The organism is Kingella pumchi (assembly GCF_022288825.1).
In the GTDB taxonomy this organism is placed as follows: domain Bacteria; phylum Pseudomonadota; class Gammaproteobacteria; order Burkholderiales; family Neisseriaceae; genus Kingella_D; species Kingella_D pumchi.
Map to the genome: position 1 here is coordinate 23,040 of NZ_JAKOOW010000008.1, position 19,236 is coordinate 42,275.

Consider the following 19,236-nt stretch of genomic DNA (forward strand, 5'->3'; position numbering starts at 1 on the left):
GAAAGGGTTTCAGGCTGCTTGGGGCCGTCTGAAAAACAGGCTTTCTAACGCCTGCTGCATTTGACGGCGTTTGCCAGCGGCACGGCTTTCAGGCTGCCGTCGGCGGCGATGTCGTACACGGCGACGCCGCAGGCTTTGCCGCTCACGCCGACCACTTCATAGTCGTGTCCGGCTTCGGGCACGAAAGAAGCGGCGCGCGAAGTGCAGCTGCCTTCGTTGGTGTGGACGGTGTAAGCAGGCGTTTGAAGCGTGTTGGTCAGGCCGACAAAGGCGGTTTCCACGTTGACGGCTTTGCCTGCGGGCACGGCCATTTCGCGGAAGAAGGCGCGCGAAAGAATGCCGTTTTTGCTGCCGAGGGCTTTGCTGTTTTCGGTGGCGGGAATGCCGATGCTGTGGCTTTTCACCGAGCCGACCAGCGAGCCGAAGGCGTCGCCCATGCTGCCGCCGATATTGCTTTTTTGCCCGCGCTCGCCGGCGGCGCAGTCGATGCCGCTGGTGATCAGGGTGGGCTTTTGGTTTTGGCCGTACAGGCGGATGCGCGCCTGCGTGCCGCTGTCGTAGCCGCCGCCCTGTTGGACGACGGGGGCGGGGCTGGAACAGGCGGCCAGCAGCAGGATTGCGGCAGTGCCGGTAAACGAAAGTTTCATGGCGGTTTCCAAGATGGGCTTTCAGGCTGCCTTGAAGTGTTTAAAGGCAGCCTGAAAGCAGATTTCTCTTTTCAGACGGCCTTTTCAGGCTGCCTTATCTGGCGGTTTTCGGTTTTTTCAGACGACCTTTGAATAGTTGCCAGAAGGCTGTCTGAGAATCTTTTTGAAAAGCTTGAAGGCGGCAGCCTGAAAACTTTGGGATACGGTTTTCAGGCTGCCTTATCCGCCTTAGCGTTTCCAGCTCGGCGCGGTGTCGGTCTGGATGCCGTATTTGGCGATGGCCTGCTGCACGGTTTCTTTGCCGATTTTGCCTTGCTCGGCCAGGGCGTTGAGCGCGGTTATGGCGACGTGGTAGCGGTCGACTTCAAAGAAGGAGCGCAGGTTGGCGCGGCTGTCGGAGCGGCCGAAACCGTCGGTGCCCAGGACGTGGTAGTCGTTGGGGATGTAGGCGCGGATGCGGTCGGCGAAGCTGCGCACGTAGTCGGTGGCGGCGACAACGGGGCCTTCGCGGCCTTGCAGCTGGGCGGTTACGAAGGGAGTTTTCTGCTCGCCCATGGGGTGCAGCAGGTTGTGGCGTTCGACTTCGATGGCATCACGGTGCAGCAGGTTGAAGGACGGGCAGGACCAGATGTCTGCTTCGACGTTGAAATCGTTTTTCAGCAGCTCGGCGGCGGCAATCACTTCTTGCAGGATGGTGCCGGAGCCCATCAGTTGTACGCGTTTGTCGCCTTTGCCGCCTTCCCGCAGCAGGTACATGCCTTTGAGTATCTGCTCTTCGATGCCTTCACGCTGGGGCAGGGCGGGGTGGGTGTAGTTTTCGTTCATCAGGGTGATGTAGAAGAAGACGTCTTCGTTATCGACGTACATTCTCTGCAGACCGCTGTGGACGATTACGGCCACTTCGTAGGAGAAGGTGGGGTCGTAGGTTACGCAGTTGGGGATCAGGTCGGCCTGGATTTGGCTGTGACCGTCTTCGTGCTGCAAACCTTCGCCGTTGAGCGTGGTGCGGCCGGCAGTGCCGCCGAGCAAGAAGCCGCGCGCGTGCATGTCGCCCGCCGCCCAGGCCAAATCGCCTACGCGCTGGAAGCCGAACATGGAGTAATAGATGTAGAAGGGAATCATGGCGAAGCGGTTGTTGGCGTAGCTGCTGGCGGCGGCAATCCAGTCGGCCATCGCGCCCGGTTCGTTGATGCCTTCCTGCAGGATTTGGCCGTCAACCGATTCTTTGTAGAACATCAGCTGGTCTTTGTCCTGCGGGGTGTACTGCTGGCCTTTGGGGTTCCAGATGCCGTATTGGCGGAACATGCCTTCCATGCCGAAGGTGCGGCTTTCGTCGGGAACGATGGGGACGATGCGCCGGCCGATCTGCTTGTCTTTGAGCAGGGTGGCGAGAATGCGCACGAAGGCCATGGTGGTGGAGAATTCGCGGTCGCCGCTCGATTGCAGCTGGGCGTCGAAGTCGCTCAAGGCGGGCATCGGCAGGGCTTCGTTGTTGGGGTTGCGCTGGGGCAGGTAGCCGCCCAGGGCGTTGCGGCGCTCACGCAGGTATTTCATTTCTTCGCTGTCTTCGGGGAAGCGGAAGTAGGGCAGATCGCCGCTGTCAATCTGCTCGTCGGTTACCGGAATGCCGAAGCGGTCGCGGAACTGTTTGAGCGATTTGACGTCCATTTTCTTCGCCTGGTGGGCGATGTTCTGGCCTTCGCCGGATGCGCCCATGCCGTAGCCTTTGATGGTTTTGGCCAGGATGACGGTGGGGCGGCCGCCGGCGTTGTTCACCGCTTCGTGGTAGGCGGCATAGACTTTGTGCGGGTCGTGGCCGCCGCGGTTCAGCGCCCAGATTTCGTCGTCGGACATATCGGCGACCATCGCTTTGAGTTCGGGCGTGTTGAAGAAATGCTCGCGCACATAGGCGCCGTCTTTGGATTTGTAGGTCTGGTAGTCGCCGTCGAGACACTCTTCCATGCGCTGTTTGAGCACGTTGTTGGTGTCGCGGGCGAGCAGGCCGTCCCAGCGGCTGCCCCAAATCACTTTCAGCACGTTCCAGCCGGCGCCGCGGAAGTTGCCTTCCAATTCCTGGATGATTTTGCCGTTGCCGCGCACCGGGCCGTCCAAGCGCTGCAGGTTGCAGTTGATGACGAAAATCAGGTTGTCCAAGCCTTCGCGGGCGGCCAGCGCGATGGCGCCCTGGCTTTCGGGTTCGTCCATTTCGCCGTCGCCGCAGAAGCACCAGACTTTGCGGCCTTTGGTTTTGGCCAAGCCGCGCGATTCAAGGTATTTCAGGAAGCGCGCCTGGTAAATCGCCATCAGGGGGCCAAGACCCATGGATACGGTGGGGAACTGCCAAAAGTCGGGCAGAAGGTGCGGGTGCGGGTAGGACGGCAGGCCGTTGCCGCCGACTTCCTGACGGAAATTGTTGAGCTGCTCTTCGCTCAGACGGCCTTCGACATAGGCACGGGCGTAAAATCCCGGGGCGGAGTGGCCTTGGATGTAGATCAGATCGCCTTCTTCGCCGGCGGCTTCGTTTTTGGCACGCCAAAAGTGGTTGAAACCGACGTCGTACAAAGTGGCCGAAGACTGGAAGGACGCGATGTGGCCGCCCAGTTCGAGATTTTTCTTACCGGCGCGCAGCACCATCGCCGCCGCATTCCAGCGGATGATCGAGCGGATGCGGTGCTCGAGTTCGTGGTTGCCGGGGGATTTTTGCTCTTTGCCCACCGGAATGGTGTTCAGATAGGCGGTGGTGGCGTCAAACGGCAGGTGCACGCCGCGGCGGCGGGTGTATTTGACCAGGTTTTCCAATAAGAAATGCGCCCGCTCCGAGCCTTCGTTTTCCAGCACGGAACTGAGCGCATCCAGCCATTCTTGGGTTTCGATAGGATCAGCGTCGTTCATATCGTTATAGGTTTGGGACATGGTGCATCCTTTCTGTAAGTTCGATTCGAAATGGCGCCGTTTGGCCGCGGGCGGGAAAACGGCGCCGAAAGTGGGCAGATTGTAGCTTCAAACGGTAATAAGTGGCAAATCGCAGGCGTTTGGATTTGGCTATCGTGTGGCGCTTTAGGGCAGCCTGAAAACGCCTGCGCCGCCACGGCGGCAGCGATTGGGCTTAAAATGCGCGCTTTTGGCCTGAGCGCGCGGTTTGGCGGCTTTCAGGCTGCCTGAAAACCCGCTGCCCGAAACGATTTATGAAATTCTTTTCCCTGCCATCCAGATACATCGGCGCCGTGCCGGTGCTGCTGAGCACTTCGCTGCTGGCCGCGCTGGTGTATGCCCGCCCGCTGAACCACCTGTTTCCGCCGCTGGTGCTGGGCGTGATTGCCGGCGGCCTGGTGGATTTGGACAACGGCCTGACCGGCAAGCTGAAAAACATCGTCTATACCCTGCTGGCCTTTGCCGTGTCGTCGCTGGCGGTGGAAGCGGTGATCAGCCGGCCGGCGGCCTATGCCGCGGTGATGACCGTGCAGGCGTTTGTTTTTACCTTTCTCGGCGCCGCCGGCCAGCGCTACCGCACCATCGCTTTCGGCACGCTGGCGGTAGCGGTGTACACCGCGCTCACCCACGATGACGCCGCGCCGTGGTACCAGCCGACGCTGCTGATTCTGTGTGGAACCCTGCTCTACAGCCTGTGCGCGCTGCTGACCCACATCATCTTTCCCAACCGGCCGGTGCAGGACAATATGGCCGCCGCCTACCGCGCGCTGGCGGACTTTCTCACCGCCAAATCCGATTTTTTCGACCCCGACGAAGCCGAACATCTCGAACAGCAGCAAATCACGCTGGCGATGAGCAACAGCGCGGTAACCGCCGCCTTCAACCAATGCCGCAGCGCCCTGTTTTACCGCATGCGCGGCCAGCACCGCCATCCGCGCACCGTGCGGCTGTTGCGCTGTTACTACGCCGCGCAGGATATCCACGAGCGCATCAGCTCCAGCCACGTCCACTACCGCGATTTCGCCGAAGCCATGCGCTACAGCGATTTGATCTACCGCATCCGCCGCCTGCTCCGGCTGCAGGCGCAGACCTGCCGCGAGTTTGCCCGCACGCTGGCCGACGACAGCGATTTCGTGCTGCCGGCCAAGCTCGAACGCGCCGGCCGCGGTGCCGAAGCGTCGCTGCAGCACTATGCCGCCACCGCTGCCGACGGCGCCGTCGCCCCCTACCGCGTGCAGCGCCTGCTCGACAACATCCTGCACGTCAGCCTGCAGCTGGGCAGCCTGAAAAGCCCCGAGCGCAGCGAAAGTTTCGAATACAACCACCAAACCCGCCTGCACGCCCCCGAAAGCAGCGGCTTCAAAGGCGCCTGGCGCAGCCTGAAAGCGCAAAGCACGCTGCATTCGCCGGTGTTCCGCCACGCCGTGCGCATGGCCGCCATCGTGCTGGCCTGCTGCCTGATTATCCAAGTGATCAACACCACCGCGCTCGACCGCGACGACTTGAGCCTGGGCTACTGGATTCTGATGACCGCCGTTTTTGTCTGCCAGCCCAACTACTCCGCCACCAAAAAACGCCTGATCCAGCGTATTCTCGGCACCGTTTTCGGTATTGTCGCCGCCGCCGCGCTGCCTTTTTTGAGCCTGTCGCTGGCGCACAAACTCGGCATCGCCGTGCTCAGCACCACCCTGTTTTTCTATTTCCGCAGCAATAAGCAGAGCTTTTCCACCTTTTTCATCACCATTCAGGCGGTGGTCGGCTTTTCGATTATTGGTTCCGACACCCGCGCCTTCTTCCTGCCGCGCCTTCTCGACACCCTGATCGGCACTTCGGTGGCCGGCCTTGCCGTTTATTTCCTGTGGCCGGACTGGAAATATCTGGCGCTCGACAAAACCGGTGCCCAGGCCGTAGAGAGCAACGCCGCCTACCTGCGCGCGGTGCTGCGCGAACTGGAAAGCGGCATCCGCGACGATATGGACTACCGCATCGCCCGCCGCCTGAGCCACGACCGCGCCGCCGCCTTATCCAGCACCCTATCCGATATGTCCGGCGAGCCGGCCAAACATGGCAGCAAGCTTGCCGACGGATTTTTGCTTTTGAAAATAAACTATTCGCTTATCAGCTACATCGCCGCGCTCGGCGCCTACCGCAACAAAATGCAGCCTGAAAACGCCGCTGCCGATGGCTTTATCCACGAATTTCTCGCCGCCGGCAGCGCTGCCGCCGATATTCTCGAAAACCTGCCGCAATGGGACGAGAGCCGTTTTCAGGCTGCCTTGGGCGATTTGCAGTCGCAACTGGAAAGCCTGCGCCCCGACGCCGATGCCGGCGAAACCCGCCAGGTGCTGTGGCAGCAGCTTACCATGATCGCCGGCCAGCTGCGCCCGGGCTATCAGGCGCTGCATCCGGTATCGGATAGCGAAGCCGTGGCACAGGCAGCCTGAAAACGGCGGCAAGATTGGTCAGGACAAAAAAGCAGCCTGAAAACCCTTTCAGGCTGCTTTTTGCCGCAATATTGCCGGTTTGGCGTAAGCACCGTGCTGCCATTTGCCCAAACGCAAAGGCAGCCTGAAAAAACGGCGCGCAGAAAAAACCGTCCGCAGGCTTGGCTGTTCGGGCGGACGGTTTTTTCAGGCTGCCTATTTCAGGCGGTGCAGCACAATCGGCTGCGGCGTGCCGCGAACCAGCGCAAACATGATATAGATCCGTTTTTGCGCTTTGCTCTCGATGCGGCAAAAGCCCATGGCAATGTTTTTGATGCAGTTAAAACGCGCGTTTTGCAAATCGGCATCGTCCTCGGGCAGCGTTTTTTTCCACTCGGCCACATCCGCTGACGAAGCATCGACCAGCTTGCATTCGCCGGTGGCACGGCAGACTTCCGACCATTGTGTTTCCGGCAGTTGGCGGCCGTCCATCATCCACTGCTTGCCCTGCCGGAAAAGTTTCATCTGCATCGTGCCCAGCGTGCCGTCCACGCGGACGATTTGGTATTCGCCCTGGTCGCTGGCATCCAGCGCTTGCGCCATCGGCGCCACAGCCAGCAGCAGCGCCAGCAGTAATCCGGATTTTTTCATGTTTGTCCTTTGCATCAAATTTTAAAAAAACATCTGCCGGCCGCACGGTGCAGCCGGCGGCGCATCATACCGCATCTTGTTGCGCCGGCAGAAGCGGTTTTGCTGCGCAGCCCCCGTATTTTCGGCTTTCAGGCTGCTTTGTGCCGCCGCCGCCACAGCAGCGCTGCGGTGTAAAACACCAGTTGCGCCAGATTAAACGTAGCACCGCCAAGCAGCTCCGCCGCTTCGGAGCGGGGAAAGGCGCTGCAGACCGTGGCAACAACAATGCCGACCGGCAGCGGCGTCAGCCAGCACAAAGAGCGCGGCAGATAGCTGCGGCCGCGGGCAGCCTGCAACAGAAATACCAGCCAGCCCAACGCCAGAGAGCCGACCGATGCCGCCCAATGCAGGGCAAGCAGCCGGTAATGGCCGTTGTATTGCGCCAGCGCCAGCGTTAAATCTTCGGTACGGGCGGCAAGCAGTGTCTGCGCGGCGCTGCCCAGATAGTAGAAACCGGCGTGCGCCAGCGGCGCGAGCGCATAGCTGAAAAACAGCAGCGCGAAGCACAAAACAGCAGCGCGAAGCACAAAACAGCCGTCCGCCCCGGCCGCAGCAGGCGGTAAACGCCGAACGCGGCGGCCAGATAAAACGGCGCGCTGAAAGTGGCGGGCAGCACGCCCCACAGCAGGCATGCGGGCGCGGCATCAAGCATCAGCGCCGCCATCTGCACATCGCCTTCCATCCGACCGGCCAGCACCGCCAGCTGCGGATGGCGCTCGGGCTGCGGCACAAAACCGACCAGCAGCATATCGCCTATCGTCCAACACAGCGCCGCCAGCACGCCGGCAAAGAGCAGGGCGGTGGTTTTAACGGGTTTGGCATACTCGGACATATCGGCTCTCCTGTGGCAAACAGCGGCAAAATGCCGCACCGGTTTTCAGGCTGCCTTTGCCTGAAAGCAGCCTGAAAACCGGCCGGCTGCAGGACGCTTAGTCTAAAGGATATTTAAGCGAAGCGGGAATGGGGGACGGCAGAGAGATGATGGCGTTTTTCAGGCTGCTTGGGGAAACGAGGCAGCCTGAAAATACGAGGATTGTTTGAAAACCCGTTTCAGGCTGCTTTTGATGGGCTAGCTTGGGTTGGAAATCCAATATTTTTCGGAAGTTTTAAGAGAGGGCAGGGTCTGGATTGATAAAACAAGCGCCGGCCGGATTCTGATCCGACCGGCGCTGGGCAAAAAAACACAGTTTGCTTTCAATTACCTTTGCGGATAAACGAAGGCATTTTCTGCATTCTGCCGCCGTTTTTATTGGGGAAGATATACGCGGGGTCTTCGTAGCGGCAGGTCGGATCGGTCATCAGATTGCATGGTGTGGCGCACGAAGCGGGCGCACCTGGAACGGGTATGCAGTTTGTGCCGCCGTGGTGTTTGCAGGAAGCAACCGCTACTTTTTTGGCAAACTCGCCGGTGGGGCCGTAGCCCATGTCGTTCATGGGCTTGCCTTTATAGCCTTGCGACATGGCAAAACACAAGTTGCTGTAAATAATATAGGTTTGGCAGTTTTTGCCACCGTTTTGACGGCATTCTTTTACTGCATCTGCCGACGCGGCTTCGGGGGTGTCATAGGCTTTGTCGGTTACCCATATCATTTTTATCTCGGGCGAAGCGGCGTATGCGCCCCATTTGCGCGGCCGCATTTTGCGCCTGGACAATTCGGCGGCGGAAGGCAGTTTTTCCATGTCTTCCACAATGGGCATCATATTTTGCACTTGCTCCGCTGAAGGGCCGCCGCTGCCTCGGGCAGCCTGCATCAGTTCGTAAGCAAGCGAGCCTTGGCAGCCGGACAACAGCAGGCTTAGCGCGCCAGCCGCCAGCAGGTGTTTTTTATTCAACAAGATACAACTCCTTTCAGATAGAACGGTAAAAACGGGGATCGCCGTGCGGCGCGCGATTATACAAGATTCATATCGCTTCCGCCGCCGCAGCCTTATAATGCGCGCCCTGCACGTTTGTTCATTGTTATCTATTTTTGCTAAGGGGGAATGATGTTGTTACCAAAATCCGCTTTGAAATCTGTTTTGCTGTTGTCCGCCGCCGTGCTGACGCTTGCCGGTTGCGAAACGGTGGACAAAATTATGAGTGCCGACATCTCGCCGTACGGCGCAATCAACGCGGCGCGCAGGGGCGTGGCCGGCGCGCGTTTCAAAGGCAAGCACATTGTTTCGGCGTATGCGGAATTCGGCAAGGCCGACGATATCCAGCACGGAATTATCCAGGAAGGCAAACTCAAAGGGCAGGAAGGCTACATTTACACCTGGACGGATGTCAGCCAAAACAGCGAATCGACCCATTATCTCGGCAGCGGCTACCACAGCAATGGCGATCGCACCGATTACTACGAGCGCGGCGTAACCAATTTCACCCGCTACCGCTATTTCATTACCGACACCAACCACGTTATCCGCGATTACAAAGAAAGCGAACATCGGGCACGGGTGCAGTAGGTTTTGCCTCAGGCTAAAAGCAGCCTGAAAGTATGGTTGGGATTTTAAAAGGCCGTCTGAAAAGGGTTTCAGACGGCTTTTTTTGTTTTCAGGCTGCTTGGGTTGTCAGAACCAATATTTTCCAACAACCGAGCTCGGCTTGCGCCAACCGTTGCCAACCGTTGTTTAGCGTTTTTCCAATTCCGCCTGCCAGTTTTCCAATTCGCGCAAATCTTCCGCTTCGGCGGCGGCCAGTTTGGCAGCTTTGCGTGCCTGGTCAAACAGCGCGTATTGTTCTTGGGCGAACAGCTCCATTTGGCGGTGCGTGCGACTGCCTTTGTCTTCCAATACAGGAAAGCCGTTGAAATCAATCAGGTTGTCAACATTGCCGCGCCAGAAATCCAGCGTCAGGTCTTGGCGGTTTTTTACGCGCAACTCCGCGCTTTCCAAGAAAATCATCACCAAACGGTTGAGCGTATCCAACTCGTCGGCAGACAGATAGTTTTTCGCCACCACAATATCGCCTTTACGCACCATCCTCCCTTTCCATGAGGTCAAGCCCATATTCGGCAGCGCGGCATCGGCGCGGGCGCAGACCAGTTCCGCCGCCGTTTGGCGGGTAACGGCAAAAATCAGCTTGTTTTGCGTTTCGGCAAAAAACATCTGCGCCGCCTTATCGGTTTTGTCGTAGTCGCTGGATAGGGCGAACAAATCGCGCACTTTCTGATAAAACCGTGCTTCGCTGGCGCGGATTTCGCGGATTTCCGCCAGCAGGTCGTCAAAATAATCGAAACGCCCCTGCGGATTTTTCAGCCGCTCTTTGTCCAGCACAAAACCCTTGTCCAAATAAGCGCGAAGCTGCGTATTTGCCCAGCGGCGGAACTGCACCCCACGCGGGCTGCGGACGCGGAAGCCGACGGCCAGAATCATATCCAGCGCGTAATGCTTGACCTGATACTGCTTGCCGTCTTGGGCAGTTATTAAGAAATCCTTAATAACTGAAACCTCGTTCAACTCTTTGTCTTCCAATATGTTTTTAATATGCGTAGCGATATTGGGCACAGAGGTGCTAAAAAGTTCGGCAAGCTGGTTTTGCGTGAGCCAAGCTTCGCCGTCGGACACCAGCAGGGAAACATGGCTTTGGCCGTCGTCGGTGTTGTAGATGATGAGATTGTCCATAGGGATTCCGTTTGCGGCAGCCTGAAAAGTCGGGACGGTTTCAGGCTGCTTGGGGTTGTGGGCTTGCCTGCGGTATTTTAGCCGTATCCCGGCGGCGAGGCAGCCTGAAAACAGGGAGGCCGTCTGAAAAACAAAAAACACCGTCATTCCCGCGCAGGCGGGAATCTTGTTTGTTGTTCGGCAATATTCTGATAAAACAAACCGTTGCTCAAACCCCGCCAAGATTCCCGCCTGCGCGAGAATCTTGGCGGGGCGGGCTTGGTTTTCAGGCTGCCTTGTGCGTGAGGCACGCCTGAAATCAGAAAGGCCGTCTGAAAAACAGGTTTTCAGACGGCCTTTGGGTAGGTTGGGTTGCAAACCCAACAGGTTTTGCAGCTTTTAAGAAACTGTTGGGTCTCGACCCAACCTACGCTTGCTTAAGTTTTACATACATATGTTCTTGGTTACTTTCTATATTTTTTCGTATTTCATATTCAAATATCTCGGGGTGTTTTTTAACCAAAGTTGTGAATTTGGCACAGCCATAATTGCGTGGGTCAAAATCTGCCTGCAACCGCCGCCATGTTGAACCAAATGCAGTCATGGCAACCCATTCGCTGTCAAACTGTTCAAAGATTTTTCTAATCGTATCCATGGGCAAAACCGCTGTTTGATGATTAGCTGTTGGTTGTTCCGTTTGTATTGCCGTATCAGTTTGGACGGAAACGCTGCTTTTGTTATCGTTTTTAATTTCTTCTGATATAAGGTTTTCCACATAGATAAACTGCGTACAGGCATTGATAAAAGCTTTGGGCGTTTGCTTTTTACCAAAGCCGTACACGGGCATTCCCTGTTCTTTCAAACGGATTGCCAAAGCCGTGAAATCGCTGTCGCTGGATACAATACAAAATCCGTCCAATCGGTCGCTGTACAATAAATCCATGGCATCAATAATCATAAAACCATCGGTTGCATTTTTCCCTGTCGTAAAAGCAAATTGCTGCATCGGTTTGATGGCGTAATCATTGATAACTTGCTTCCATTGCCCATTGTTACCAACAAAATTGCCATAAATCCGCTTAACGGTTACATCTCCGAATTTGACAACTTCATCTAAAATAGATGCTATATCGCGAGCAGAAGCATTGTCGGCATCAATCAACACGGCTAAACGCACCGTTTTTTCTTCTACCACGTTGAAACTAGTTTTAGTTTTAGACATTTATAATTCCTCTATTTATCTATGGTTCGATAGGAGGCAGCCTGAAACATTAATTTTCAGACGGCCTCTTTCAAACAGCTACGCTTTCAACTTCGCCAACTGCGCCTCTACTTTCGCCATCTTATCCTGCAACTCCGCCAGATCGGCTTTGTCTTTCTCCACCAGATGCGCGGGGGCTTTGTCGGTGTAGCCGGGTTTGGCGAGTTTGGCGTTGAGTTTGTCCAAGGCTTTTTGCAGTTTTTCGGCTTCTTTGGTCAGGCGCGCGGTTTCGGCGGCTTTGTCGATTTCCACTTTGAGCATCAGGCGTGCGCCGTTGCACACGGCGACGGGGGCGTCTTCGGCTTCGGGCAGTTTGTCCACCAGCTTGGCTTCGGTGAGACGGGTGAGCGCGGGCAGGTATTTGAGGCAGTCGGCCAAGTCGCTGCCGCCTTCGACAAACAGCGGGGCTTTGACGTTTGGCGCGATGCCCATTTCGCCGCGCAGTTTGCGTACGGCTTCGGCCAGCTCTTTCAGGCTGGCCATTTTGTCGAAGGCGGCGGGGACGATTTTCTCCGGGTCGGCTTCGGGGTAGGCGGCGAGCATGATGCTGTCGCTGTGTTTGGCGTTGGCGAGCGGGGCGACGGTTTGCCACAGCTCTTCGGTGATGAAGGGCATGATGGGGTGCAAGAGGCGCAGGATGGCTTCGAGTACGCGCACGAGGGTGCGGCGGGTGGTGCGTTGGGTGGTGGGGCAGCCGGTTTGGATTTGCACTTTGGCAAGCTCGATGTACCAGTCGCAGTATTCGTTCCACACGAATTCGTACAGGGTTTGCGCGGCGAGGTCGAAGCGGTAGGTTTCAAAGGCTTCGGCTACGGCGGCTTCGGTTTGTTGGAGTTTGCCGATAATCCACTGGTCGGCAAAGGTAAATGCCAAAGGCTGCATTTCGTCTTGGCCGCAGTCTTGGTTTTCGGTGTTCATCAAGACGAAGTTGGTGGCGTTCCATAATTTGTTGCAGAAATTGCGGTAGCCTTCGGCGCGTTTGAAGTCGAAGTTGACGCTGCGGCCGAGGCTGGCATAGCTGGCCATGGTGAAACGCAATGCGTCTGCCCCCATGGCGGGGATGCCTTCGGGGAACAGTTTTTCGGTGGTTTTTTTCACGGCGGGGGCGGTTTCGGGCTTGCGCAGGCCGGTGGTGCGTTTGACAAGCAGGTTTTCCAAGTCGATGCCGTCGATTAAGTCCACGGGGTCGATGACGTTGCCTTCGGACTTGGACATTTTTTTGCCTTCGTGATCGCGCACGATGCCGTGGATGTACACGTCTTTAAACGGCACTTTGCCGGTGAAGTGGGTGGTCATCATAATCATGCGGGCGACCCAGAAGAAGATGATTTCGTAGCCCGTTACCAGCACGCTGGACGGGATAAACGCTTTCATGGCTTCGGTGTCGGGTTCGCCGTCTTTCCAGCCGAGGGTGGAGAAGGGGACGAGGGCGGAGGAGAACCATGTGTCTAGCACGTCGTTGTCGCGGGTTAAGTAAAATCCTTTTTCCTTTAATTCATCAATAACTGATTGCTGAATTTCCCCAGTTTCTTTGGATTTAAATAACTGAACGGCAATAGTCGGTCCAACTGTTTGTTCAATTTCTTTATCGCTAGTGCATTGGCGGCTCTTATCAAATAAATATTGACGATATGCTTCACTTTCTGTGCGGGCAACGTAAATTTTGCCTTGCTCGTCATACCACGCGGGGATTTGGTGGCCCCACCACAGTTGGCGCGAGATGCACCAGTCTTGGATGTTGTTCATCCATTGGTTATACGTATTGACCCAGTTTTCGGGGATGAAGCGCACTGCGCCGCTGTCCACGGCGTGTTTGGCTTTTTGCGCCAGGCTCATGCCTTTGAATTCGCTGTCAGGCTCGCCGCCGTTTGGTGTGGCAGACATGGCGACAAACCATTGGTTGGTCAGATAGGGTTCAATAACCGTACCCGTGCGGTCGCCTCGCGGGCGCATGAGTTTGTGCGGCTCAATTTTTTCCAGCAAACCGCTTTCTTTCAAATCTTCAATGATTTTGTCCCGCGCCACGAAACGATCTAACCCGCGATATTTTTCGGGGGCGTTTTCGTTCATTATTGCTTTCGGCGTGAACAGATTAATCACTTCCATTTCATGCCGTTGTCCGACTGCATAGTCGTTAAAGTCGTGTGCGGGGGTGATTTTGACGCAGCCTGTACCAAATTCTTTATCCACATATTCGTCTTCAATAATCGGAATGACGCGGTCGGTCATGGGAACATGGACTTTTTTGCCGACCAAATGCGCGTAACGCTCGTCATTGGGGGCAACGGCCAATGCGCCGTCGGCCAAAATTGTTTCGGGGCGTGTGGTTGCAATCAGCATAAACCGGCCGTCCAACCCCTGTCCTGCGACAAACGGATAGCGGACGTAATACATAAATCCTTGTTCTTCAATATTTTCCACTTCCAAATCGGAAACGGCCGTGCCCAAAACGGGGTCCCAGTTCACCAAGCGTTTGCCACGGTAAATCAGCCCTTGGTGATAGAGCTTCACAAACACGGCGGTAACGGCTTCGGCGCGCGTGTCGTCCATGGTGAAATATTCGCGCGACCAGTCGGCGGAGCAGCCGACGCGGCGCATCTGTTGGGTAATCGTGCCGCCGGAGAGGTTTTTCCACGCCCACACTTTTTCCAAGAATGCTTCGCGTCCCAAATCGTGGCGCGACACGCCTTCGGCGGCAAGCTGGCGCTCCACCACAATCTGCGTGGCAATGCCCGCGTGGTCGGTGCCCGGAATCCAAGCCGTGTTGTACCCTTTCATGCGGTAGTAGCGCGTTAAGCCGTCCATAATCGTTTGGTTAAACGCGTGCCCCATGTGCAGCGTGCCGGTTACGTTGGGCGGGGGAAGCTGGATGGAGAAACTTTCGGGGCGGGCGAAATTGGCGGCGAAATAGCCTTGTTTTTCCCAGTTTTGATAGTGTTTGGTTTCGATTTCGGCGGGGGAGTATTTGTCGAGCATGGTGAACGGCCTAAGAAGGTAAAGAAATAGAAAAGATAAATTTGAAAACGGCGGATTATAGCCGATTGGCCGGTGCTAAAATAGCCGCGCCCAAAGGTTTTCAGGCTGCCTGCGGCCGCTTGCGGCAGGCAGCCTGAAAGCATCGGCGGCTCACAGCAGGCAGCCTGAAAAATATTGCACGAACCGGATTGGTTTGAAAACAGCCCCTACCCCCCGCCCGAGAAAGCTCATGTCCGCCCACACCCCCTTAAACAAAACCGACGCCCTGATTGCCGCCGCCGTGATTTTCCTGTGGGGCGTCAGCTTTTATTTTATGAAGCTCGCGCTGGCCGAAATCAGCCCGATGGTGCTGGGCGTGCTGCGTTTTGCCCTGATGCTGTTTCCCGCGCTGTTTTTCATACCGCGCCCCGCCGTGCGCTGGTACTGGCTGGCCGCCTACGGGCTGGCCATCAGCTTCGGCCAGTTCAGCCTGCTGTTTGGCGCGCTGGCCGTCGGCATGCCCACCGGGCTGGCGGCGCTGGTGCATCAGGCGCAGGTGTTTTTCACCGTTATCATCGCCGCCATGCTGTGGCGCGAGCCGGTGCGCGGCAACCATTGGACGGCGATGCTGCTGGCGGCGGCGGGGCTGGGCTTGATCGGCGTCGGCCAATATCGGGGCGAATTGCCGATGACCGGCATGCTGCTGTCGCTGGCCGCCGCGCTGGCCTGGGCGGCGGGCAATCTGCTGGTGAAGAAAATCGGCCGCGTGCAGGCGCTGTCGCTGGTGGTGTGGGGCAATATCGTTACCCTGCCGGCCTTTGCGCTCACCGCATGGTTGCTGTACGGGTTTGACGGCATCGCCGCGCAAATCGGCGGCATGACTTGGCGCGGCTGGGTCGGCGTCGCCTTTCTCAGCTATCTGGCCAGCCTGGGCTGCTACTCCGGCTGGGGCAACCTGCTCTCCCGCCACCCCGCCGGCAAAATCACCCCGCTGGCGCTGCTGATACCGGTCATCGCCCTGCTGCTGGGCGCGCTGATTTTGCACGAACCGCTCAACGGCTGGCACTGGGCCGGCGCCGCTGTGGTGATGGCCGCGCTGCTGGTGCAGGTGTTCGGCGGACGCAAGGCAGCCTGAAGAAACCGGATTGGTACGTTCGGACAACATTGGCAGAAACCGTAAACGAAACCCACAAAGGCAGCCTGAAAAAGGTAAGGCGGCCTGAAAACCGTATTTGCGGTTTTCAGGCTGCTTTGGTTTTGCCCCGCCGTTTCAGCGCCTGCCCAAGCGGGCGGCGACCGGGCAGTCGGCATCGTGGGCGCCGGGCAGGTAGCCGGTGCTCATCAGAAATTCGTTGACGATTTCGCGGCCGACAAACTTGAAGGTTTTTTTAAAGATTTTCAGCCAGCCGTCCAAATCGGGTGCGGCGGCGGCGTGGGTGTCGAGCCAGTTTTTAAAGGAACCGTGTTGGGCTTGGATGGCGAGGACTTGGCGGGCGTTGTGGATGGCGGCGTCGATTTTCAGGCGGTTGCGGACGATGCCGGCATCGGCAAGCAGGCGCTCGCGGTCTTGGTCGTCAAATGCGGCGACGGCGGCGATGTCAAAGCCGCGATAGGCAGCCTGAAAGGCGTGCTGCTTGCGCAGAATCAGCGTCCAGCTCAGGCCGGCCTGGTTGATTTCCAGCACCAGCCGCTCGAAAAGTTCCTTGTCGTCGGCCACGGCAAAGCCGTAAACGTGGTCGTGGTAGTGTTTGTTGGGGTCGCTGCTGCCGGCGGGCAGGCTGTTGGCAAAACGGCAGTAGCTCATGCGCCGCTCCCGTTTTTCAGGCTGCCTTCGAGTGAAAGCAGATAGTCGCGTAATACCGAAAGATGGGAGTGTTCGGGATTTTTGACGGCACTTAACAGCACAGTGGCGGGATGTCCGGCATGGATGCGGCGCAGCTCTTCCAGCGCCGCCTGCCGCTCGGGCGCGGCCAGTTCGGCGCGGTAGCGGCGGGCAAATTCGGCAAAACGGCTGTCGGGGTCTTGGTGGTACCACTCGCGCAGCGCGGCCGAGGGCGTGAGGTCTTTGAGCCAGACGAATTGGTTCATGGTTTCTTTGCGGATGCCGCGCGGATAGAGGCGGTCGAGAAAGACGGCGGCTTCGCCCGGGGCAGCCTGAAAGCCGTAGATGCGTGCGAGGCGGTACATGGCGTTTCCTTAAAATGGATTTTCAGGCTGCCTTTTGCTGAAAAAGGCAGCCTGAAAACGGTTTAGCGTTTGCGCTTGGCGGCGGGCTGGTTCCAATCCTGCTTTTCGGCACGCGCGGCGTCGCGCTCTCGCTCCCATTGCTGCAAAGCTTTTTGCTGCCGGCGGCGGACTTCGTCTTCGCTCACGGTTTCGCCTGCCTGCCGCTGGCGCTTGGCATTTTCGCTGATTATCGCCGGCAGCAGTCTGGCCACCGCCGCTTCGGCATGGGCTATCGCTTCTTCGCGCATCGGCTGGGTATCGCGGCAATACTGCTGGAGTTTGGCGGCGCTGGTTTTGGCATCGGGCATCGGATAGCGTTTTTCAAAGTCGGCTTCAACCCATTCGTACAAAGTGGCCGCCTGGTGTTTTTTTCCCAGCTCGGCATCGTGTTGCACGCAGCGCTGCGCGATTTCCGGATCGGCAGCCACCAGCATGATGTACAGGTCGCTGTAGTATTTGGCGCTGGCCGACCCCTGCGGATAGCAGGCGCGGCCGGTGGTGAAATGGACACTGCGCTCGTAGAGTTTGATGCAACTTTGCTCCAACTCGGCATTGCTGCCGGCGGTTTCGGCGGCCAGTGCCGGTGCCGAGAAGAGGGCAGCGCTTAGGGCAAGGGCGGACAGAATCGGCGTTCTCATTTGGACTTTCCTTTGTTGCGAGAAGGTTTGCGGACGGTTTGGCCGGCTTCGGCGGCGTGGGCTTGGGCGCTTTGTTTGCGCCAGTTTTGGTAAAGCCACTCGAATTCCCGGCGGATTTGCGCTTCGCCTTGGGGTTCGGACGACTGTTTGTCGGACTCGATTTCGGCGGCCAGTCTTTCGGTGAAGCTGCGCGCCATCAGCGCTTCGGCATAATCAAGCGCCTGCAGGCGGCGGGTTTTGGTTTCGCGGCACAGGCGGGATCGGGTGGCGGCGTTGTCGGGCGCATCGCCGTATTGTTGTTCCACCGCGGCCATTTCGCGGCGGAACGCCGATTGCGGGTCTTGGCCGGCGCGGCCGAAATAGCCCGCGCAGCGCGCGCCTTCGGGGCCGTTTACCGCCAGCCACAGCGCGGTTTCCTTATAGTAGCGGCCGATTTCGGGCTGCGCTTCGTGGCAGAACTGGCCGCCGGACAAGGCAATCAGCCGGCGGTAGGATTGCAGGCATTCCTGTTCGTTCTCTTCGCCATCATTTCGCCATCATTGGGTGCGGCCAAAGCCGGAAAAGAGAGTAGAGCGCATAAGGCCGGGACAAGCAGTTTTTTCATCGGTAAACCTGTGGCGGGGAAAGGGCGCAATCTTAACAGAATCGGCCGTCGGCGGTACAATGCGCGCCGCCGTTTCAGGCAGCCTGAAACGGCATCTTTTTGTTTGTCCACCGCATTGGAAATGCCGCCCATGATTGCCGTATCCGCCCGCCACGATCTGCAGCCGCTGCACACCTTCGGCCTGAGCGCCCGCGCCGCTGCCTTCTGCACGCTGGAAAACGAAAGCCAGCTGCCTGAAATTATCAATCTGCCCGAGTTCGACCCCGCCACCGTGCTGTGGCTGGGCGGCGGTAGCAACGTGCTGTTTATGCGCGACTATCCGGGTCTGGTGGTCAAAATGGCGAATAAAGGCATCCGCATCATCGGCGAGCGGCAGGACGGCCGCGTGTTGGTGCAGGCGCAGGCGGGCGAAATCTGGCACGACTTTGTGCAGGAGATGATTGCTCGGGAGCTGTACGGTGCCGAAAACCTGAGCCTGATACCCGGCACCGTCGGCGCCGCGCCGGTGCAGAATATCGGCGCTTACGGCGTGGAAGTGAAAGACCTGGTTCACAGCGTGCGCTGCTACGATTTGGCTCAGAGATGTTTTGTCGAACTCACGCAGGTAGACTGCCGCTTCGCCTACCGCGACAGCCTGTTTAAAGGCGAGGGCAAAGGCTGCTATGTGATTTGCGCGGTTACATTTGCCCTTTCCCGCCGCTTCACGCCCAAGCTCGGTTACGGCAATCTCGATGCGCTTCTGGCCGCCGAGGGCAAAACCGCGCCCAGCGCCCGCGAAGTGGCCGCTGCCGTGTGTCGCATCCGCCGCGAAAAACTGCCCGACCCCGCGCAAACCGGCAATGCCGGCAGTTTCTACAAAAACCCGCTGGTCGATGCCGCCGCCGGTGCCGCGCTGCTGGCGCGTTATCCCGATATGCCGCACTACCCGCAGCCGGACGGCAGTCTGAAACTGGCCGCCGGCTGGCTGATCGAGCAGGCCGGACTCAAAGGGCGGCAGATCGGCGGCGCGGCGGTGCACGAGCGGCAGGCGCTGGTGCTGGTCAACCGCGGCGGCGCCACCGCCGAGGATGTGCGCCGCCTGTCCGACGAAGTGCGCGCCACGGTCAAAGAACGCTTCGGTGTCGAACTCGAAGCCGAGCCGGTATGGCTGCCGGCCGGGGCGTAACGCGCGGCAAGACCGGTCAAACGGTTTTCAGGCTGCTATTCCACCGCGGATAGGCAGCCTGAAAACTTTTCGGCGCTTGGATTCGGGCATAAGTAACAAATAAGGTGCTACTCA

General features: G+C 58.0%; 17 protein-coding genes. 4 read left to right on the forward strand and 13 right to left on the reverse strand.

Annotation, left to right across the window (positions count from 1 at the left end; genetic code table 11):
* Nucleotides 1–44 precede the first annotated feature (44 nt).
* Nucleotides 45–647: a hypothetical protein gene (locus MB824_RS02535; protein WP_238745674.1), complete on the reverse strand. Its 603-nt coding sequence runs from the start codon at nucleotides 645–647 to the stop codon at nucleotides 45–47.
* 228 nt (nucleotides 648–875) lie between these two features.
* A complete protein-coding gene (gene aceE / locus MB824_RS02540; protein WP_238745676.1) occupies nucleotides 876–3,560 on the reverse strand; it encodes a pyruvate dehydrogenase (acetyl-transferring), homodimeric type in 2,685 nt (894 codons plus the stop codon).
* A gap of 272 nt (nucleotides 3,561–3,832) precedes the next feature.
* On the opposite strand from aceE, the gene yccS reads away from it, so the two are divergent.
* A complete protein-coding gene (gene yccS, locus MB824_RS02545) occupies nucleotides 3,833–6,022 on the forward strand; it encodes a YccS family putative transporter (protein ID WP_238745678.1) in 2,190 nt (729 codons plus the stop codon).
* Nucleotides 6,023–6,217: 195 nt separating this feature from the next.
* Here the strand turns inward: yccS and MB824_RS02550 are convergent, their stop codons facing one another.
* The 4 genes from MB824_RS02550 to MB824_RS02565 form a co-directional block, all read right to left on the reverse strand.
* Nucleotides 6,218–6,652, reverse strand: a complete 435-nt coding sequence (locus tag MB824_RS02550; protein ID WP_238745680.1) for a hypothetical protein — start codon at nucleotides 6,650–6,652, stop codon at nucleotides 6,218–6,220.
* Between the two features lie 128 nt (nucleotides 6,653–6,780).
* Entirely contained in the window at nucleotides 6,781–7,200 is a 420-nt protein-coding gene (locus tag MB824_RS02555; protein WP_238745682.1) for a hypothetical protein, read from the reverse strand.
* Nucleotides 7,086–7,523 (reverse strand): hypothetical protein, encoded by a 438-nt coding sequence (locus MB824_RS02560; protein ID WP_238745684.1) that lies wholly within the window; start codon nucleotides 7,521–7,523, stop codon nucleotides 7,086–7,088. Before MB824_RS02560 ends, MB824_RS02555 begins: the two co-directional genes overlap by 115 nt.
* Before the next feature lie 362 nt (nucleotides 7,524–7,885).
* On the reverse strand, nucleotides 7,886–8,524 hold the full coding sequence (locus MB824_RS02565; RefSeq protein ID WP_238745686.1) for a DUF4189 domain-containing protein: 639 nt from the start codon (nucleotides 8,522–8,524) through the stop codon (nucleotides 7,886–7,888).
* Between the two features lie 174 nt (nucleotides 8,525–8,698).
* Here MB824_RS02565 and MB824_RS02570 point away from each other — a divergent pair, with 174 nt between their 5' ends.
* Nucleotides 8,699–9,136, forward strand: a complete 438-nt coding sequence (locus MB824_RS02570) for a hypothetical protein (protein ID WP_238745688.1) — start codon at nucleotides 8,699–8,701, stop codon at nucleotides 9,134–9,136.
* A gap of 165 nt (nucleotides 9,137–9,301) precedes the next feature.
* On the opposite strand, the gene MB824_RS02575 is transcribed toward MB824_RS02570, so the two are convergent.
* The 3 genes from MB824_RS02575 to MB824_RS02585 all read right to left on the reverse strand — a co-directional run bounded on the left by MB824_RS02575 (nucleotide 9,302) and on the right by MB824_RS02585 (nucleotide 14,510).
* Nucleotides 9,302–10,294: a virulence RhuM family protein gene (locus MB824_RS02575; protein WP_238745690.1), complete on the reverse strand. Its 993-nt coding sequence runs from the start codon at nucleotides 10,292–10,294 to the stop codon at nucleotides 9,302–9,304.
* 406 nt (nucleotides 10,295–10,700) lie between these two features.
* On the reverse strand, nucleotides 10,701–11,495 hold the full coding sequence (locus MB824_RS02580; RefSeq protein ID WP_238745692.1) for an NYN domain-containing protein: 795 nt from the start codon (nucleotides 11,493–11,495) through the stop codon (nucleotides 10,701–10,703).
* A gap of 78 nt (nucleotides 11,496–11,573) precedes the next feature.
* Nucleotides 11,574–14,510 carry a valine--tRNA ligase gene (locus MB824_RS02585; protein ID WP_238745694.1) on the reverse strand — a complete coding sequence of 979 codons (2,937 nt, stop codon included), beginning with the start codon at nucleotides 14,508–14,510 and terminating at the stop codon, nucleotides 11,574–11,576.
* Between the two features lie 229 nt (nucleotides 14,511–14,739).
* Between MB824_RS02585 and MB824_RS02590 the strand changes: the two genes are divergently transcribed.
* Nucleotides 14,740–15,624, forward strand: a complete 885-nt coding sequence (locus MB824_RS02590) for an EamA family transporter (RefSeq protein WP_238745696.1) — start codon at nucleotides 14,740–14,742, stop codon at nucleotides 15,622–15,624.
* Nucleotides 15,625–15,759: 135 nt separating this feature from the next.
* Here MB824_RS02590 and MB824_RS02595 read toward each other — a convergent pair whose 3' ends face one another.
* From MB824_RS02595 to MB824_RS02610, 4 genes are all read right to left on the reverse strand, one after another.
* A complete protein-coding gene (locus tag MB824_RS02595; RefSeq protein WP_238745697.1) occupies nucleotides 15,760–16,293 on the reverse strand; it encodes a DNA-3-methyladenine glycosylase I in 534 nt (177 codons plus the stop codon).
* Complete coding sequence (locus tag MB824_RS02600; protein WP_238745699.1) at nucleotides 16,290–16,676, reverse strand: DUF488 domain-containing protein; 387 nt, start codon at nucleotides 16,674–16,676, stop codon at nucleotides 16,290–16,292. Before MB824_RS02600 ends, MB824_RS02595 begins: the two co-directional genes overlap by 4 nt.
* A gap of 62 nt (nucleotides 16,677–16,738) precedes the next feature.
* On the reverse strand, nucleotides 16,739–17,353 hold the full coding sequence (locus MB824_RS02605) for a hypothetical protein (protein WP_238745701.1): 615 nt from the start codon (nucleotides 17,351–17,353) through the stop codon (nucleotides 16,739–16,741).
* Entirely contained in the window at nucleotides 17,350–17,826 is a 477-nt protein-coding gene (locus tag MB824_RS02610; protein WP_238745703.1) for a hypothetical protein, read from the reverse strand. Before MB824_RS02610 ends, MB824_RS02605 begins: the two co-directional genes overlap by 4 nt.
* A gap of 261 nt (nucleotides 17,827–18,087) precedes the next feature.
* Here MB824_RS02610 and murB point away from each other — a divergent pair, with 261 nt between their 5' ends.
* Entirely contained in the window at nucleotides 18,088–19,122 is a 1,035-nt protein-coding gene (gene murB, locus MB824_RS02615) for a UDP-N-acetylmuramate dehydrogenase (protein WP_238745736.1), read from the forward strand.
* Nucleotides 19,123–19,236 lie beyond the last annotated feature (114 nt).

Bases quoted from the DNA above. Each gene is read 5' to 3' on its own strand.
- MB824_RS02535 (WP_238745674.1), bottom strand. From the start codon at position 647: ATGAAACTTTCGTTTACCGGCACTGCCGCAATCCTGCTGCTGGCCGCC.
- aceE (WP_238745676.1), bottom strand. From the start codon at position 3,560: ATGTCCCAAACCTATAACGATATGAACGACGCTGATCCTATCGAAACC.
- yccS (WP_238745678.1), top strand. From the start codon at position 3,833: ATGAAATTCTTTTCCCTGCCATCCAGATACATCGGCGCCGTGCCGGTG.
- MB824_RS02550 (WP_238745680.1), bottom strand. From the start codon at position 6,652: ATGAAAAAATCCGGATTACTGCTGGCGCTGCTGCTGGCTGTGGCGCCG.
- MB824_RS02560 (WP_238745684.1), bottom strand. From the start codon at position 7,523: ATGTCCGAGTATGCCAAACCCGTTAAAACCACCGCCCTGCTCTTTGCC.
- MB824_RS02575 (WP_238745690.1), bottom strand. From the start codon at position 10,294: ATGGACAATCTCATCATCTACAACACCGACGACGGCCAAAGCCATGTT.
- MB824_RS02580 (WP_238745692.1), bottom strand. From the start codon at position 11,495: ATGTCTAAAACTAAAACTAGTTTCAACGTGGTAGAAGAAAAAACGGTG.
- MB824_RS02585 (WP_238745694.1), bottom strand. From the start codon at position 14,510: ATGCTCGACAAATACTCCCCCGCCGAAATCGAAACCAAACACTATCAA.
- MB824_RS02590 (WP_238745696.1), top strand. From the start codon at position 14,740: ATGTCCGCCCACACCCCCTTAAACAAAACCGACGCCCTGATTGCCGCC.
- MB824_RS02595 (WP_238745697.1), bottom strand. From the start codon at position 16,293: ATGAGCTACTGCCGTTTTGCCAACAGCCTGCCCGCCGGCAGCAGCGAC.
- MB824_RS02600 (WP_238745699.1), bottom strand. From the start codon at position 16,676: ATGTACCGCCTCGCACGCATCTACGGCTTTCAGGCTGCCCCGGGCGAA.
- MB824_RS02605 (WP_238745701.1), bottom strand. From the start codon at position 17,353: ATGAGAACGCCGATTCTGTCCGCCCTTGCCCTAAGCGCTGCCCTCTTC.
- murB (WP_238745736.1), top strand. From the start codon at position 18,088: ATGATTGCCGTATCCGCCCGCCACGATCTGCAGCCGCTGCACACCTTC.